Here is a 17493-nt window from a genome sequence, read left to right as displayed (position 1 = left end):
ATGCCCGGGCTCGTCCCGGGCATCCACGCCGGGACGTTGCTTCCACATTGCAGAATGGACCGGAGCGCCGTCTCCGATTGTCCGCGCGCCTCCCTCCATGCCGGCGTGGATGGCCGGGACAAGCCCGGCCATGACGGCCGAGAGAGCGGGGCTCATGCCAGCGGCTCCGGGAGGGCGTTGTCTGTCGGCTGGTGGCGCGGGCCGCCGCCGAGGCGTTGGGCGAGGCGGTCGAAATAGAGATAGATCACCGGCGTGGTGAACAGGGTCAGGATCTGGCTCACCACCAGGCCGCCGACAATGGCGAAGCCCAGGGGTTGGCGCAGCTCGTGGCCGACGCCGCTGCCCAGCATCAGCGGCAGCGCCCCCAGGATCGCGGCGAGCGTGGTCATCAGGATCGGGCGGAAACGCAGCAGGCAGGCCTGGCGGATCGCCTCCACCGGCGGCAGGCCCTCGTCGCGCTCGGCTTCGAGGGCGAAGTCGATCATCATGATCGCGTTCTTCTTGACGATGCCGATCAGCAGGATGATGCCGATCACCGCGATAATGTCGAGGTCGTAGCCAAACAGCATCAGCGTCGCCAGCGCGCCGACGCTCGCCGAGGGCAGGGTCGAGAGGATGGTCACCGGGTGAACAAAACTCTCGTAGAGCACGCCCAGCACAATATACATGGTGGCGATGGCCGCTGCGATCAGCAGCAGCTGGTTGGTGAGGTTCGACTTGAACGCCGCCGCCGCGCCCTGCCAGGCCAGCAGGAAGGAGTCGGGCAGGCCGATCTCCTTGGCCGCGCGGTCCACCGCCGCCACGGCTTCGCCGAGCGAAACGCCCTTGGCGAGGTTGAAGGAAATGGTGGTGGCGGGAAATTGCGCGAGATGGGTGACGACCAGCGGCCCGTTGCGCGGCTTCATTGTCACCAGGGCCGACAGCGGCGTCTGCCGGTTGTTCGCCGAGGCGTTGGACGGCAGATAAATGGAGTCGAGCCCCTTGAGCGAGGTGCGCACGGAATCGTCGCCCTCCAGGATCACCCGGTACTGGTTGGACTGGCTGTAAACCGTCGAAACGATGCGCTGGCCGAACAGGTCGTAGAGCACATTGTCGATGCTCGCCATGGTCACGCCGAAGCGCGCGGCGGCGTCGCGGTCGACGACCAGATCGAGCGCCGCGCCGCCCTGCTGCATGTCATTGGCGACATCGGCGAGTTCCGGCGACTGCCGCAGCCGCTCCGTCAGTTTGGGCGCCCATTCCTTGAACAGTTTCGAATTGGCGTTTTCCAGCACGAATTTATATTGGGCGCGGGTGACCGAGGCGTCGATCGTCAAATCCTGCGCCGGCTGCATGTAGAGTTTCGCGTCGGGGATTTCCGCCGCGGCCTTGGTCAGGTGGCGGATGATCTCGGAAATATTGTCCTTGCGCTGGGCCTGCGGCTTCAGATTGATGAGGAAACGGCCCGAGTTCAGCGTGAGATTGCCGCCGTCTATGCCGACGAAGGAGGACAGCGAGGAAACGTCCGGGTCTTTCAGGATGATTTCGGCGAGCTGGCTTTGCAGCCGCACCATTTCGGGGAAGGAGACGTCTTGCGGTCCCTCCGACATGGCCTGGATCACGCCGGTGTCCTGCTGCGGGAAAAAGCCTTTGGGGATCGCAATATAGAGCGCGACGGTGACGCCGAGCGTGGCGATCGCCACCATCAGCGTGGCGAATTGATGCCGCAGCACCACGTCGAGCAGGCGTCCGTAGCCGGAAATCATGCCGTCGATGACCCGCTCGGCGCGCAGGTCGAACCAGCCGCGCTCGGCCGCCGGCTTGCGCCGGATCAGCCGCGCGCACAGCATCGGCACCAGCGTCAGCGAGACGATCGCCGAAATGATGATGGTGATGGCGAGCGTCAGCGCGAATTCGTGGAACAGCCGGCCGACCACCTCCTGCATGAACAGCAGCGGAATCAGCACCGCGATCAGCGACACCGTGAGCGAGATGATCGTGAAACCGATCTGCTCGGAGCCTCTGAGCGCCGCCTGCATCGGGCTGTCGCCGCGCTCGACATAGCGGGCGATGTTCTCGATCATGACGATGGCGTCGTCGACGACGAAACCGGTCGAAATGGTCAGCGCCATCAGCGACAGATTGTCGAGGCTGAAGCCCAGCAGATACATCACGCCAAAGGTGCCGATCAGCGACAACGGCACGGACAGCGACGGGATCAGCGTGGCCGGCAGGGTGCGCAGGAACAGGAAGATCACCGCGACCACCAGCACCACCGACAGGATCAGCTCGAATTCCACATCGGCCACCGAGGCGCGGATCGTGGTGGTGCGGTCGGTGATCACCGCCACATCCATGCCCGCCGGCAGGTCGGCCAAAAGCCGGGGCAGCAGGGTTCGCACGCTGTCCACGGTGGCGATGACATTGGCGCCGGGCTGGCGCTGGATGTTGAGCAGGATCGCCGGCGTGCGGTCGGACCAGGCGGCGAGCCGGGTGTTTTCCGGGCCGTCGACGACGGTGGCGATGTCCTTGACCCGCACCGGCGCGCCATTGCGATAGGCGACCACCACCTCCGCATATTGCGCGGCATTGGCGATCTGGTCGTTGGCGGCGATGGTCGAGCTTTGCGCCGGCCCGTCGAAACTGCCCTTGGGAATGTTGACATTGGCGTTGGCGAGCGTGGTGCGGATGTCGTCCACCGCCAGCCCATAAGCCGCCAGCGCCGCCGGATTGAGTTTGATGCGCACGGCGGGGCGCTGGCCGCCGGCGATGCTGACCAGGCCGACGCCGGGCTGCTGCGAGATTTTTTGCGCCAGCCGCGTCTCGCTGATGTCGCGCAATTGCGTCAGCGGCAGGGTTTTGGAGGTCACCGCCAGCGTCATGATCGGGGCGTCGGCCGGGTTGACCTTCGCATAGATCGGCGGCGCCGGCAGGTCGGAGGGCAGCAGGCTGTTGGCGGCGTTGATGGCGGCCTGCACCTCCTGCTCGGCGACATCCAGCGACAGCGACAGGCCGAATTGCAGGGTGATGATCGAAGCGCCGGCCGAACTCGCCGAAGTCATTTCCGCCAGGCCCGGCATCTGGCCGAGCTGGCGCTCCAGCGGCGCGGTCACCGCAGAGGTCATCACCTCCGGGCTGGCGCCGGGGTAAAAGGTCTGGACCTGGATGGTCGGGTAATCGACCGAGGGCAGGGTGGCGAGCGGCAGGAAGCGGAACGCCGAGAGGCCCGCCAGGATGATGGCGATCATCAGCAGCGTGGTCGCCACCGGCCGCCGGATGAAGGGGGCGGAGACGTTCATCGCCGGCTCAGTTCGTGGTCGGCGGCGCGGCGCCGTCCTTGCGTTTTTTTCGGCGCTCCTCGCGGGAGGCGCTGGCGTCGGAGGGTTTGGCCTCGGGCGCGGCTTCGCCTTGGGGCTTGGCTTCGCTTTGAGGTTTGGCCTCGCTTTGCGCCTTGGCGTCGCTTTGGGGTTTGGCCGAGCCGCCCTCCACCGGAGTGGAAACCCCGTCGATCATCACCACCCGCGCCTCGCCGCCCTCGCGCAGGCGGTCGGAACCATCGACGACAATGCGGTCGCCCTCGTTCAGACCCGACAGGATCTGCACGATGTCGCCGTCGGTCTGGCCGAGCTTGACGGTTTTGACGGAAACGGTCCCTTCGGGCGCGACCACCCAGGCGTAATCGCCGGGCGCGCCGTGCTGGATGCCGGAAACTGGCGCCGTCAACGCCTGGGGAATGGTGCTGGCGAGCAGCCGCACATTGACGAACTGATTTGGAAACAGCGCGTCGTCCTTGTTGTCGAAATAGGCGCGCAGCTTGACCATGCCGGTGGTGGAATCGACCTGGTTGTCGAGGGCGCGGGTCTCGCCCTTTGCCAAGAATTTTGTGTTGGTGCGGTCGTAGACGTCGGTTTCGAGCGTCTTGCCCTCCAGGAGCTGCGGCGCGACGCGGCGCAGGGAATCCTCGGGGATCGAATAGACCACCGAGATCGGCTGCAATTGCGTGACCACGACAATGCCGGCGTTCGACGAGGTCGAGGCGGTTCCGGCGGTGACGTAATTGCCGGGATCGACCAGGCGCAGGCCGACGCGGCCGTCGACCGGCGAGGTGATGCGGGCATAGGCGATGTTCAGCGCCTGGGCGTCGACCTGCGCCTGATCGGCGGCGACCGTGCCCTCATATTGCTTGACGACGAATTTCTGGTTTTCCGCGGTCTGGCTGGCGATCGAGTTCTGCTTGAGCAGGCGCTGGTAGCGCTCCTCGTCGGCCTTGGCTTGCGCCAGAAACCCCTGGTCGCGGGCGAGCTGGCCCTCGTATTGGGCCTTTTGCGCGCGATAGGGCCGGTCGTCGATCTGGGCGAGGAAGTCGCCCTTCTTGACCTTCTGGCCCTCAACAAAACCGACTTCCTGGAGCACGCCGGAAATCTGGCTGACCACGGTGACCGTGGCGAGCGGGGTGACGGTCCCCAGCGCGTTGAGGATGACATGGACGTCGCGCCGCCCGACGGTGGCGACGCCTACGGGCTGTGCGCCGCCGCGGTCGGATTTCTTCAATTGCGCCACCGGGGTGGCGGTCTCGATGTTGCGGGTCCAGATGAAGCGGGCGGCGAGCCCGAGCGCCGCCAGAACCGCGATCCAGACCAGAATCGTGCGCAGCCGTCCGCCCGTGCGCGCCGGCGCGACGGGCGGCGCGGAGACGCGGGCCGCGGGCGCCTTCCGCTCCGAGGCGAAATGTTCGAGATCTTCGGTCGTCATTCCACGTCCATTTCACGCCCCGGCGGGGCGGCTTAGCTCCGGATTGCGTCGTCTCCAGCACTTGGAGGCGGCTGGCCCCGGGATCAAGCCCTATTGCGGCGGAATCGGCAGAGACCGCGCCACCGCTTCCGAAAGCGGCGGCGGCTGTTCGGCGAGCAGCTCGGAGGCGTCGAAGCCGCCGCCGAGATATTGAATGAGGTTGACGGTGGCGGTGAACAGCGCCTGCTGCGCGGTGAGCACCGCCTCCTCGTCGGCGAGCAGGGTCGCCTGCGCCACCACGACGGTGGTGAAGGCGACCGTGCCCGCGCGATATTGGTTGAGATAGACCTTGACCGCTTCCGCCGCCCGGTCGCGCGCCTGTTCCCGGATTTTGAGTTCCTTGGCGTAGAGGCGCAGGGCGACCAGCTGGTCCTCGACCTCCTGGAAGGCGGTGAGCACGGTCTGCCGGTAATTGGCCACCGCCGCCCGGTAGGAGGCTTGCGCCGCGTCGGTCTGGGCGGCGCGCAGGCCGCCGTCGAACAGCGTGCTCGCGCCCTCGCCGCCGACCGACCAGATCAGATGCGCGGCGGTGAGCGGAAAAGCGTTGGCGCCCTCGAATCCGCCGGCGGCGTTGAAGGTGATTTGCGGGTAATAGGCCGCGACCGCCACGCCGATCAGCGCGTTCTGCGCCTGCATGGTCCGTTCGGCCGCGGCGACGTCGGGGCGGCGCTCCAGCAGGGTCGAGGGCAGGCGCGCCGGCACCGGCGGCGGCAGATGCGCGAGGCTGCCGACCTTGATGGTCAGGTCGGCGGGCGGGCGGCCGATCAGGGCGGCGATGGCGTGCTCGTATTGCGCGCGGCTGACGGCGGCGGATTCATATTGCGCCTGCGTGTTCAACACCTGGATTTCCGCCGTGATCAGGTCGGCCTGGGACACCGTGCCGCTGTTGTACTGATTGCGGGTGATGCGCAGGGTTTCCTCATAGGCGGTGATGGTGCGCTTGAGCAGCGCCCGCAGCATGTCCTGGCTGCGCAGGTTGAAATAGGCTAGGGCGAGCTGGGCCTGGGCCGAAAGCTTGGCGTTCTCCAGCGTGGCGAGGTCGGACTGGGCGAGGGCTTCGTTGGATTCGACCTGGCGGCGCACCTTGCCCCAGATGTCCAGCGTCCAGCTGATATTGCCCTGCGGGTAGGAAATCCCCGTGGCGACGGCGCGGCGGGTGGCGCTGAGCGCGCCGCCGGTGCCGCTGCGCGTGCCGTTCCAATTGGCCCCGACCGTCGGCAACAGGCCGGATTGCGTCTCGCGCACGATGGCCTTGGACTGTTCGTAGGCGGCGAGCGCGGCGGCGACATTCTGGTTGGTGACGTCGACCTGGGAGGCGAGCCGGTCGAGTTCGGAATCGTGGAAGATCACCCACCAGCGGCCCTTTTGCAGGGAATCGCTGGGATGGGCCGGCTTCCAGCCCTTGGCTTCCTTGAACGTGGTTGAAACCGGCGCTTCCGGGCGCTGGTAATCGGGGCCGACCGTACAGGCCGTCAGGGTCAGGACGGCGCCCAGCGTCGCGAATCGGGCGATCGCTCGCTTGGCTCGAACTCTCCTGTGCGAGGGCCGCGCGGCCATGGTCATTCCTTCCGTCCGTCTGGCGGCAACGTGTTAGCCCGGCGCGGCGCGAAAAGCGAGTCGCCGGATCTTGATTCCCTATCGCCGCAGTAGGGAAAACTTGCAACCACAGTTTGGCTTATCCGGGGCGGCACATGAACGGAAAATTAACGAAGGGGGATGAGCCTTTGCGCAAACCAAGCCTTTCCCGCGCTCGGCTTGACGGGCGCGCGGCCGATGCGCTAGAGGCGCCACGCGTGTTGCGGGCGGCGTCCGCGCCCCCCGCGGAAAATTCAGGAGCAATGTGGTGAAATGGCCACGCGAGCGCGTCAGATTCGCCACCTGCTGGAATATGCCGGCTTTCGCGTCATGGGCTTCCTTCTGTCGGCGCTGCCGGTCGAGGTCTCGTCCAGGCTCGGCGGCTGGCTGGTCGGCTGGTTCGGGCCGAAATCGAAGAAGCGCCACCCCCGTCTGCTGCGCAACCTGAAGTCGGCCATGCCGGAGCTCGACGAGGCCGGCGCGGAAAAGCTCGCCGGCGCGGTCTGGCGCAATCTCGGCTTCGTGCTCGGCGAGTTCTTCCATCTCGAGGAGATCGCCAAGGGGCGGGTCGAGGTGGAAAATCCCGAGGTTTTGCGCGCCATCGCCAGCGCCGGCAAGGGCGCGGTGTTCTGCGGCGCGCACCAGGCCAATTGGGAAGGCGGCAGCTCCGTGCTGGTCGAGTTCGGCTTCAAGCCGCTCGGGGTCTACCACCCCATGTCCAATGCGCGGGTCAACGCCAATGTGCTGGCGACCCGGCTGAAATATTATCCCGGCGGCCTCATGGCCAAGCGCGACCCCGAAACCCCGGTCGCCATGATCCGCTATGCGCGACAGGGCGGCAGCATCGCCTTCCTGGTCGACCAGCAGGTCCATATGGGGCTGCAAACCCCGTTTTTCGGCCGTCCCGCCCAGACCACGCCGTTCCCGGCCATGGTCGCGCGCCAATGCGGCATTCCGCTGGTGCTGATCACCGGGGAGCGCTTGCCGGGTGTGAAATTCCGCATGCGCGCGCTGGTGATCGACGTGCCGCGCACAGAGGACCGCAACGCCGATATTTTCGCCGCCACCGCGGCGATACAGGCGGAGCTGGAGCGCACCATCCGCCAGCATCCGGAACAATGGATGTGGACCCACGACCGCTGGAAATGACGCGTCGTCAGGGGTGCGGGCGCGCCGCGAAGGCGTGGTAGAGCCGCACCTGGGCGCGGTAGATCGGGCGCGACAGTTCGCGCCAGAGCTTTTCCTGCGCCGATTTGCTCGGATGCTGGATCGTCGAACCGCCCAGGGATTCGGAGATCTCGAAGACGCCGGACGGCGTGAAGGTCAGTAATTCCAGGCCGGTCACCCAACTCATCTGCAGGAACGTGTCGACCGGCCGGTCGAACCGCTCGGTGACGGCGAGCAGGCGGCGCGCGGCGGCGTTGGAGACGAATTGCGCCAAGGCGCGCAGCGGCGGCGCGCTCGGATGGTTCAGCGTCACCCGCTGGCCCGCGCCCGGGCGGCGGTTCATCGCCGGCGCCAAAGCATAGTCCCACTGGCTGCGCGAGGCCTTGGCGAAGGCGCAGGTGCGGGCGAAGGCGGCGGCGTCGATATGGGCGTCGTCCTCGAACACCAGACCGAAATCCAGCCCGTCCTCGACAATGCGCCGCCAGGCGGCGCGATGCGACAGGAAGGCGCCGATCTCGGCGCGGTTGAGGCCGAGATAGAAGCGCGGCGCATGCAGCTGGCGCGTGTAGACTTTCGCGACCTCGGCGTCGCTGAGCGCCGCGCCGTCGACGGCCGCCAGAATCTCGGTCGGCATGGGCGTCGCGGCGGCGATCGCCTCCGCCTGCGATCGCCGCTGGCGCGCCCGTTCCAGATGGAGAATGAAGGCCTTGCAGTCGGACACCAGAACGCCCCGCGTTAATTTTTCATTTCTAGCCGTGGGTTGTGTTGTTGTCACGTCGCCGCCCAAATCGTCCGATAGTTTACCACTCCGTCACCACTCCTCACGTATAGTCAAGTCAAGCTTAAGAGTTCCAAGGCGAATCGAACGACTTGGCGGTAGCGCTTGTGGCCGATTTGGTATATGACTGCTCATCGGCCGATGGGAACGCCGCGTGTGTTGCGATTTTGGGCTTGGTTCTCAAGGCGAAATCTGTTTGGAGCAACGGTTTGGCTTGGCCTGTTTTCGTGATTTCGCTGAAGCGCGCCACGCAACGGCGCGCAGCGAGCAAGCGGGCGCTCGAGGCGATCGGGCTGCCCTTCACCTTCTTCGACGCCGTCGAGGGGGCGAAGCTGCGCGATTCCGACGTCGCCAGCGTCTATGACGCCGATCTGAACGCCCGTAAGTACAAGCGGCCGTTGTCGCGGCCGGAAATCGGCTGCTACCTGAGCCATTACGAGCTGTGGCGACGCATCGTCGAGGACAATCTCGAAGGCGCCGTCATTCTCGAGGACGATTTCGACGCCGATGGCGCCCTGGTCAGGGTGGTCGAGGACCTCGGCTCCGCGCCGCCGACCGGCGCGCTGGTCAAGCTGTTCTCGCGCAAGCCGGTGCTGGGCGCGACCATTGCGCATCTCAATGGCGAACGCCGTCTGGTCGCGCCCAATCGCGTGCCGGGCCTGACCCTCGGCTATGCGCTCGACCGCACCGCCGCCGAAATGCTGCTGGTCAATGCGCTGCCGTTCAGCCGGCCGCTCGACATGGACATCAAGCACTGGTGGGAGTTCGGTCTTCCCGTGCTGGTGGTCGATCCGCCGCCGCTGCGCATCGGGGAGCTGGGCCTGTGCAGCCATATCAGCGCCTCGCGCATCGAGGCGGCCTCCCAGGCCAATTGCGGCGGCATGCGCCGCTTCATGGCCAATATCCGCTACCAGCTCGATTATAACATGCAGCTGTTCCATGCGCGCGCCGACAGCCGCCGCGCCATCCGCCGGCTTCAAGAGCAGATGACGAGCCACGGTTGATGCGGCCTGATACGGAACGGACGAACCTCGTCGTGGTGCGCGCGGGGCGGAATTCCTTGCACCCGCGCTGGCTCGAGGGCGCGGAGCGGCGCAGTTTCGATCTGATCGTCAGCGTCTATGATCCCGAAGCGGCTTTCGACCATGGCCCGGATGTGCCGGTTGCGCTGAAAAAGGGCGGCAAATGGGACGGCCTGTACGACGTGCTGGCGCGCGAGGGCGCGCTCGACGGCTATGATTACGTCCTGCTGCCCGACGACGACCTCGACATGCGCGCGGCGGACATTGAGGCGATTTTCGCCGCCATGCGCCGCTACGACCTCGATGTCGCCCAGCCCGCGCTCAGCTGGGACAGCTATTTTTCCCATTTCTCCGTGCTGGCCTGCCCGGGCTTCACCCTGCGCTATGTGAATTTCGTCGAGATCATGGCGCCTTGCCTGCGCCGCGACGTGCTGGAAAAAATCCTGCCCGATTTCGCCCATACCCAGAGCGGGTTCGGCCTCGATTATGTGTGGTGCCGGCTGTCCGACGATCCGCACCGGCGGGCCGCCATCCTCGACAGCATTCCGATCCGCCACACCCGCCCGGTCGGGCGCGTGCTGCGCGGGCAGATGGCGAAACAGGGGCTGATCGCCGAGGACGAAGAGGCGGTTTTGCGCGCGAAATTCGGGGTGACGGGGCGCCACCGTCCCTTGTTCTACGCCGGCATCGACGATCGCGGACGGCGCGTCGAGGGACGCGGGGCGCTCGCCCTGCGCATGACCTGGGGCTATGCGCGGGTGCGGCGGCATCTCGCCATGCAGGAGCCGCCGCTGGGCAATATTTTGACCATCCTGCGCCGGCAATTGACGCGGCGCCCGCAGCTCACGCCGCTGCGCCGCGCGCGGGGCTGATCGTGCCGCTGCCGCTCTCCGCTACCGTGATCTGCCGGGACGAGGAGGCCTGCATCGGCGCCTGCCTGCAAAGCCTTTCCGACTGCGCCGAGATCGTCGTGGTCGATTCCGGCTCGACCGACCGCACGCTGGCGATCATCGAGGATTTTCGCAGCCGGGGTTTTCCGATCGCGCTGCACCGGCGGGACTGGCCGGGTTATGCGAAGCAAAAGCAGTTTGCTCTGGAGCAGGCGCGGCAAGATTGGGTGATCAGCATCGACGCCGACGAATGGCTCGATGATTTTTTGCGCGCTGAACTGCCTGAATTGCTGGCGGCGCCGGCGGAAGTCGGTGGCTGGAGGCTGCCTCGCGTGTTGACCCTTTATGGCGAAACCGAGCCGCCGCCCCCGTCGGTGCGGCCCGACCCGATCCTGCGGCTGGTGCGCCGCGCGGGGGCGCGTTTCGACGAAGACGTTTTGGTGCATGAGGGGCTGGTCGTCGCCGGCGAAATCCGCGACGTCACGCGCGGGCTGCTGCGCCATGAGCGCGGGCTGCGGCTCGACGCGCAAATGCCGAAAGAGATTCTTTACGCGCGGCTCAAGGCGGAACAGCGCATCGCCGCCGGGAAGAAGCCGAGCGTTTTGAAACTTGTGTTCAATCCGCCGATGTATTTTTTCCGGATTTTTGTTCTGCGGCGCGTTTTTCTATGCGGCGCGCCGGGGTTCATTCACGCTATGACCGGCGCGATCTATTCCTTCATGGCCGAGGCGCTGCACTTCCAGATGGCGCGGGAGCGGCGGAAAGGCTAGGCGGCGTCGGCTGTCGCCAGCCCCAGTGTCTTGGCGCGGGCGCTGATCAAGGCGCGGATCGCGCGCGGAATTTGCCTGGCCGATTTCGCGCGCGGCCAGAGCATTTCCGCGGCATCGCTTCCCCGTGGACAGATGGCCTCGTATTCGGCCCAATTGTCAAAGCTCATGCGGTCGACGTTGTCGACAAACGTTTCCGCCGCCGCGCCCTCAGCCAGGACAAGGTCGTGGTCGGCGAGTTCGACATGGAAATAGGTGAAGCGTTCGGGAACGCGGGTTTCGCGGAGGATGCTGGCGCCGTTGACCAGCGCGCCGGCATGAATCAGCGCGCCGCTGATGAACAGCGCGTGGTCAGGCGACAGCAGCAGGTCGCGGCGAGGCATTTTATCACCGAGCGCCCCCGCCTTGATGCGGATGGGGCAGGCCCGCAGTGGATCGGCGAAGCGGCGGTGTATGGTGCGGCGTCCGATCCAGCGGATCGGTTTCGCCTCGCCGTCGCTGGTCAACGCCAGGTCGCCGATGCGCAGCGCCTCGACCGGGGTTTCGCCCCGCGCCGTGGCGATTCGGGTTCCCTCGAGAAAACAGGTGATGTCGGTGTTACTCGCGTCGATTGGACCCGTATAGCCTGCGAGCGTAAGGCTCTGGCCGTCGATGGTGATCACGGTGTCGCCGCCGACAATCTGCGAATCCTGCTGCAGAGCCTGTTGGGTCAGGCCGGAAAAGCCCTCGAACTTGAGGATGAAGGATGCGCCGGCGGCGTTGTAGATCGTGCCGCCCACGCGCCCGGCCGTCACTACAATACGATCCGAGGCGCCGCCAAGATAGATTTGCGCGCCGGCCACGGTTTCGACGGTATCGTTGCTGTCGAGATTGACCCGAGTGAAACCGCTCAGGCTGTTCCAGTCCGAGCCGCCGATGCTGAGCTGACCGTTGAGCAGATCGACATTGACGCCTCCGCCGGCAACCTGCAGATCGAGCGTGGAAGCGCCCGAACCGATGAACGCATTGTTGCGGAAAATCAGATTGCCTGTGACGGCGCCATTGGATCGGGTGCTGAGCGCGACAAGGTTATATTGAACTGCGCCGCCTCCCGCAGTTGCGCTTAACCGGAGGGTGAGCAGGTCAGGAGCGCTCGGCGACGTATCAAGAAGGTGAACAGCGTCGTTTTCAAAATCTATCCGTTCTGACCCCGTCGCTCCCGTGAGAACGCCAGTACCGCCGCCGCCAGCATCAGTGGTCAACTTGATTTCGACATGTGTAGCGCTGAGGGTCGTGTTGCTGAAAGACACGCTGGCGCTTCCCCCGCCGCCGCCGCCGCCATCTGGAGACTTGACAGAGCCATCTCCCTTCCAGCCGCCACCGCCGCCCCTTCCGCCTCTGCCACCCTGCGCGTGCTCTGCGATGACGATTGAACGCGCGGCTACCGAAGCCGAATCGACGGAGACCTTCGCATCGCCCCCCGCTCCGCCTCCTCCCCCTTGTCCACCAGCGAACCAAGCATCATGTGGATAGTTGATATACACGGCGCCAAAACCGCCGGCTCCGCCAATACCGCCCTGACCGCCCGTCGCATCAGCTTGAAGAGTGGCGTCGGTGTCTTGGCAAAACGCCACAAGGTTGGATACGTTGGCGGTGGCTTTGCCGCCTGCGCCTCCCTCGGCGCCGTAGCCTGCCCCAAAGAATATATTTGTTGTATTGAGGGAGTGGACGCCATCGCCGCCGTTTCCACCTGCCCCGCCTGCGCCGCCCAGTTCCGCGAGATGGAATTGGAAATTGTAGGTGACAGGCACACTGGACGAGCCGAGTTCATTGTCAGAAAATGTCGCGTTGACCGCACCGCCCGCGCCACCCGCGCCACCGGGTTGGCCACTCCACTGCTTTACATAGCCGTCAAGGCCGTCGCCGCCTTGACCGCCAAGGCCGCCCGTCAGCTGAGGGAGCAGGATTAGTCCGCTATCGTCAATTGTGTGGAGAGTGTCGAGTTGGTCGCCGTCGAGTGTGGTGGACACGCTCGCGCCATTACCGCCTTTCCATCCCATGTAGGGAGCTTTGTCGCCCGCGCCGCCCACCAAGGAAACATTGGCATCGCTCAATGTGAAGGTCATTGCAATCCTCAGGAAATTCGAAAAAGCAAGGTAATGCTTGAAATAAACTGTTAATAATTATCACCAGAAGTTTGACGCGACGTCAATCAGCGCGATCTTCATATTAACTTATTGAATATAAAAGAAACGTCGTCGTTCAGGGGAGTCTAGGCTCTCTCCGTATCTGCCGCAGTCGTCAAACTGCGCAAAACAAAGGCCGCTTTCGCGGCCTTTGTGCTTTTCGATCACTCCGCCGCCGGCAGGGCCGGGGGCTGCTGCACGCCGGCGGAATCTTCCGCCTTCTGCTGCAGGATCATGTCGTCGCGGGTCGTGGCGATATTGCGCAGTTTCGCCATCGCCGCGCCCGTGCCCGCCGGGATCAGGCGGCCGACGATCACGTTTTCCTTCAGGCCTTCCAGCGTGTCCACCTTGCCGTTGACGGCGGCTTCGGTGAGCACGCGGGTGGTTTCCTGGAACGAGGCCGCCGAGATGAACGAGCGGGTCTGCAACGAGGCCTTGGTGATGCCGAGCAGAACCGGCGTGCCGGTGGCCGGCTTGCCGCCCTCGTTCAAAACCTTTTCGTTGGCCTCGTCCATCTCCAGCTTGTCGACCTGTTCGTTGGCCAAAAAGTCGGTGTCGCCGGGATCGACGATGTCGACCTTCTGCAGCATCTGGCGGACAATCACTTCAATGTGCTTGTCGTTGATGCTCACGCCCTGCAGACGATAGACTTCCTGGATTTCGTTGACGAGGTAAGCCGCGAGCTCCTCCACGCCCTTGATCGCCAGAATGTCGTGCGGGGCGGGATTGCCGTCGACGATGTAATCGCCCTTTTCGACAATGTCGCCGTCCTGCAGATGGATGTGCTTGCCCTTCGGGATCAGGTACTCGACGGGATCGGCGCCGTCCTCGCTCGGAATGATCGAGAGACGCTGCTTGTTCTTGTAGTCGCGGCCGAATTGCACCGTGCCCGAGATTTCCGCGATGATCGCGTGATCCTTGGGACGGCGGGCTTCGAACAGTTCCGCGACGCGCGGCAGACCGCCGGTGATGTCGCGGGTTTTCGCCGAGTCCAGCGCGATACGGGCGATGATGTCGCCGGCCTTGACCTCGGAGCCCGGGTCGAAGCTGAGGATCGAATCGACCGGCAGCAGGTAGCGGGCGTCGCCGCCGCGCGCCAGCTTCAGGATCTTGCCGTCCTTGCCCTTGATCACCAGCGCCGGCTTGAGGCCGGACGAACGGGTGTTCATGCGCCAGTCCATGACCATGCGCTTGGCGATGCCGGTGGCCTCGTCGACCGATTCCGACATGGACATGCCTTCCAGCAGATCCTCGTAGCCGATGGCGCCATCGACTTCGGTCATGATCGGACGGGTGTAGGCATCCCATTCGGCGATGCGCTGGCCGCGCTTGACCTTGTCGCCCTCGTCGACCTTGAGCCGCGAGCCGTACTGGACGCGGTGGGTGGCCTTTTCCACGCCGTCGGCGCCGACCACGACCACGGCGACATTGCGCGCCATGACCATGAGGTCGCCTTCGGAGTTGCGCGCCACATGGCGGTTGCGGATGCGCACTTCGCCGTCGAAGCTCGATTCGATGAACGAGCTGTCGGCGATCTGCGCCGCGCCGCCGATGTGGAAGGTGCGCATGGTGAGCTGGGTGCCGGGTTCACCGATCGACTGCGCCGCGATGACGCCCACCGCTTCGCCCATATTGACCGGCGTGCCGCGCGCGAGATCGCGGCCGTAGCACTTGGCGCAGACGCCATTGGTGGCTTCGCAGGTCAGCACCGAACGGATGGTGACTTCCTGAATGCCGGCCTGGGTGATGCGCTCGATGTGCCATTCCTGGATCATCTCGCCGGTCTTGACGATGACTTCGCCTTCCTGGTCGACGAGGTCTTCGGCGGCGGTGCGTCCCAGAATACGGATGGAGAGCGGGGCCACCACCTGGCCGGCGTCGATGATCGCGCGCATGCGGATGCCGCGGGTCGAGCCGCAGTCCACTTTGGTGATGATCGAATCCTGCGCCACGTCGACGAGACGGCGGGTGAGGTAACCCGAGTTCGCCGTCTTCAACGCCGTATCCGCCAGACCCTTGCGGGCGCCGTGGGTGGAGTTGAAGTATTCGAGAACGGTCAGACCTTCTTTAAAGTTCGAGATGATCGGGCTCTCGATGATCTCGCCCGAGGGCTTGGCCATCAGGCCGCGCATCGCCGCCAGCTGGCGCATCTGCTCGCGCGAGCCGCGCGCGCCGGAATGCGCCATCATGTAGATCGAGTTGATCGGGCGGTCGCGGCCGTTGTCGTCCTTCTTGACCGAGGAAATGCCGTTCATCATCTCGTCGGCGAGCTGCGCGGAGCATTTGCCCCAGGCGTCGACGACCTTGTTGTATTTCTCGCCCTGGGTGATCAGACCGTCGAGATATTGCTGCTCATATTCCTTGGCGAGGTTGCGGGTCTCCTCGACGATGCGCTTCTTCGCCTCGGGCACGACCATGTCGTCCTTGCCGAAGGAAATGCCGGCTTTGCAGGCCTCGCGGAAGCCGAGCGCCATGATCTTGTCGCAGAAAATGACCGTCTCCTTCTGACCGCAATTGCGGTAGACGGTGTCGATCATTCCGGAAATCTCCTTTTTCGTCATCAGCTTGTTGGCGACGTCGAAGGGAACTTTCACATGCTTGGGCAGGAGTTGGCCCAGGATCATGCGGCCCGGCGTGGTGTCGAAAATTTTTGCAACGCGATTGCCGTTCTCGTCATAGGTCCAGCCGCGGCCCTTGACCTTGGCGTGCAGCGTGACGCTCTTCGAGAACAAGGCATGCTCGATCTCGGACATTTCGGCGAAGGCCATGCCCTGGCCCGGCTCGCCGTCGCGCATCAGCGTGAGGTAATAGAGGCCGAGCACGATGTCTTGCGAGGGCACGATGATCGGCTGGCCGTTCGCCGGGTGCAGGATGTTGTTGGTCGACATCATCAGCACGCGGGCTTCCAGCTGCGCCTCAAGGCTCAGGGGCACGTGGACCGCCATTTGGTCGCCGTCGAAGTCGGCGTTGAACGCCGAACAGACCAGCGGATGCAGCTGGATCGCCTTGCCCTCGATCAGCGTCGGCTCGAACGCCTGGATGCCCAGACGGTGCAGCGTCGGCGCGCGGTTGAGCATCACGGGGTGTTCGCGGATCACCTCATCGAGGATGTCCCAAACCTCCGGCTTTTCCTTCTCAACCAGCTTTTTGGCTTGCTTGACGGTGGCAGACAGGCCCTTGGCGTCGAGACGCGAATAGATGAACGGCTTGAACAGCTCCAGCGCCATCTTTTTCGGCAGGCCGCATTGGTGCAGCTTGAGTTCCGGACCCACCACGATGACCGAGCGGCCGGAATAGTCGACGCGCTTGCCGAGCAGGTTCTGGCGGAAGCGGCCCTGCTTGCCCTTGAGCATGTCGGCGAGCGACTTCAGCGGACGCTTGTTCGCGCCAGTGATGACGCGGCCGCGGCGACCGTTGTCGAACAGCGCGTCCACCGCTTCCTGCAGCATGCGCTTTTCGTTGCGGATGATGATGTCGGGCGCGCGCAGTTCGATCAGCCGCTTCAGACGGTTGTTGCGGTTGATGACGCGACGGTAGAGGTCGTTGAGGTCGGAGGTGGCGAAGCGGCCGCCGTCCAGCGGGACCAGCGGGCGCAGGTCCGGCGGGATCACCGGCACTTCCGTGAGGATCATCCACTCGGGCTTGTTGCCGGAGTTGATGAAGGCCTCGATGATTTTTAGGCGCTTCGCCAGCTTCTTCGGCTTCAGTTCGGTGGTCGCCTCGGCGATCTCCACCTTCAACTGCGCGGCGATCTGCTCGAGGTCCATGTTGCGCAGGATCTCGCGGATCGCTTCCGCGCCGATCATGGCGGTGAAGGAATCCTGGCCGAACTCGTCCTGGGCGACGAGATATTCCTCTTCGCTCAACAGCTGACGGTTTTTAAGCGAGGTCAGGCCGTTGTCGATGACGATATAGGACTCGAAATACAGGATGCGCTCGAGGTCCTTGAGCGTCATGTCGAGGAGCAGGCCGATACGGCTCGGCAGCGACTTCAGGAACCAGATGTGCGCGACAGGCGCCGCGAGCGAAATATGGCCCATGCGGTCGCGCCGGACGCGCGACAGCGTGACTTCGACGCCGCACTTTTCGCAGATGACGCCCTTGTATTTCATCCGCTTGTACTTGCCGCACAAGCACTCGTAGTCCTTGATCGGCCCGAAAATGCGGGCGCAGAACAGGCCGTCGCGCTCGGGTTTAAAAGTGCGGTAGTTGATCGTCTCGGGCTTTTTGATTTCGCCGAACGACCAGGACAGAATCTTTTCCGGGCTGGCGATGGAAATTTGAATCTGGTCGAAAGCCTGCGGCTGGACGACCGGATTGAAGAGATTCATGACCTCTTGGTTCATGCTGTGCTCCTGC

Annotated in this window: 10 protein-coding genes; 4 read left to right on the top strand and 6 right to left on the bottom strand. The window is 64.7% G+C overall.

Going from position 1 to position 17493, the window contains the following annotated elements; genetic code table 11:
- Positions 1-152: 152 nt before the first annotated feature.
- The 3 genes from M2320_RS08175 to M2320_RS08165 all read right to left on the bottom strand — a co-directional run bounded on the left by M2320_RS08175 (position 153) and on the right by M2320_RS08165 (position 6327).
- A complete protein-coding gene (locus M2320_RS08175; RefSeq protein WP_264596850.1) occupies positions 153-3278 on the bottom strand; it encodes a multidrug efflux RND transporter permease subunit in 3126 nt (1041 codons plus the stop codon).
- A 7-nt stretch (positions 3279-3285) separates the two neighbouring features.
- On the bottom strand, positions 3286-4731 hold the full coding sequence (locus M2320_RS08170; protein WP_264596849.1) for an efflux RND transporter periplasmic adaptor subunit: 1446 nt from the start codon (positions 4729-4731) through the stop codon (positions 3286-3288).
- 90 nt (positions 4732-4821) lie between these two features.
- Positions 4822-6327 carry an efflux transporter outer membrane subunit gene (locus M2320_RS08165; RefSeq protein ID WP_264596848.1) on the bottom strand — a complete coding sequence of 502 codons (1506 nt, stop codon included), beginning with the start codon at positions 6325-6327 and terminating at the stop codon, positions 4822-4824.
- Positions 6328-6618: 291 nt separating this feature from the next.
- On the opposite strand from M2320_RS08165, the gene M2320_RS08160 reads away from it, so the two are divergent.
- The gene (locus tag M2320_RS08160) at positions 6619-7494 is read left to right on the top strand and encodes a lysophospholipid acyltransferase family protein (RefSeq protein WP_264596847.1); all 876 of its coding nucleotides are present in this window, start codon (positions 6619-6621) and stop codon (positions 7492-7494) included.
- Positions 7495-7501: 7 nt separating this feature from the next.
- Here M2320_RS08160 and M2320_RS08155 read toward each other — a convergent pair whose 3' ends face one another.
- Complete coding sequence (locus M2320_RS08155; protein WP_264596846.1) at positions 7502-8233, bottom strand: glycosyltransferase family 25 protein; 732 nt, start codon at positions 8231-8233, stop codon at positions 7502-7504.
- Positions 8234-8499: 266 nt separating this feature from the next.
- On the opposite strand from M2320_RS08155, the gene M2320_RS08150 reads away from it, so the two are divergent.
- Genes M2320_RS08150 through M2320_RS08140 form a run of 3 tightly spaced genes read left to right on the top strand, consistent with a single transcriptional unit; the run spans position 8500 to position 10972 of the window.
- Positions 8500-9294 (top strand): glycosyltransferase family 25 protein, encoded by a 795-nt coding sequence (locus M2320_RS08150; RefSeq protein ID WP_264596845.1) that lies wholly within the window; start codon positions 8500-8502, stop codon positions 9292-9294.
- A complete protein-coding gene (locus M2320_RS08145) occupies positions 9294-10184 on the top strand; it encodes a hypothetical protein (protein ID WP_264596844.1) in 891 nt (296 codons plus the stop codon). The genes M2320_RS08150 and M2320_RS08145 overlap by 1 nt, the downstream gene beginning before the upstream one ends.
- 2 nt (positions 10185-10186) lie before the next feature.
- Entirely contained in the window at positions 10187-10972 is a 786-nt protein-coding gene (locus tag M2320_RS08140; RefSeq protein WP_264596843.1) for a glycosyltransferase family 2 protein, read from the top strand.
- On the opposite strand, the gene M2320_RS08135 is transcribed toward M2320_RS08140, so the two are convergent.
- A complete protein-coding gene (locus tag M2320_RS08135) occupies positions 10969-13074 on the bottom strand; it encodes a Hint domain-containing protein (protein ID WP_264596842.1) in 2106 nt (701 codons plus the stop codon). The genes M2320_RS08140 and M2320_RS08135 overlap by 4 nt on opposite strands.
- 224 nt (positions 13075-13298) lie before the next feature.
- Entirely contained in the window at positions 13299-17480 is a 4182-nt protein-coding gene (gene rpoC, locus M2320_RS08130) for a DNA-directed RNA polymerase subunit beta' (RefSeq protein ID WP_264596841.1), read from the bottom strand.
- Positions 17481-17493: the final 13 nt, after the last annotated feature.

The sequence above is a fragment of the Rhodoblastus acidophilus genome, from assembly GCF_025961575.1.
GTDB classification, from domain to species: Bacteria; Pseudomonadota; Alphaproteobacteria; order Rhizobiales; family Beijerinckiaceae; genus Rhodoblastus; species Rhodoblastus acidophilus_C.
The sequence above is the reverse complement of the archived record's forward strand: the minus strand, read 5'-3'. Positions and strand labels throughout refer to the sequence as shown.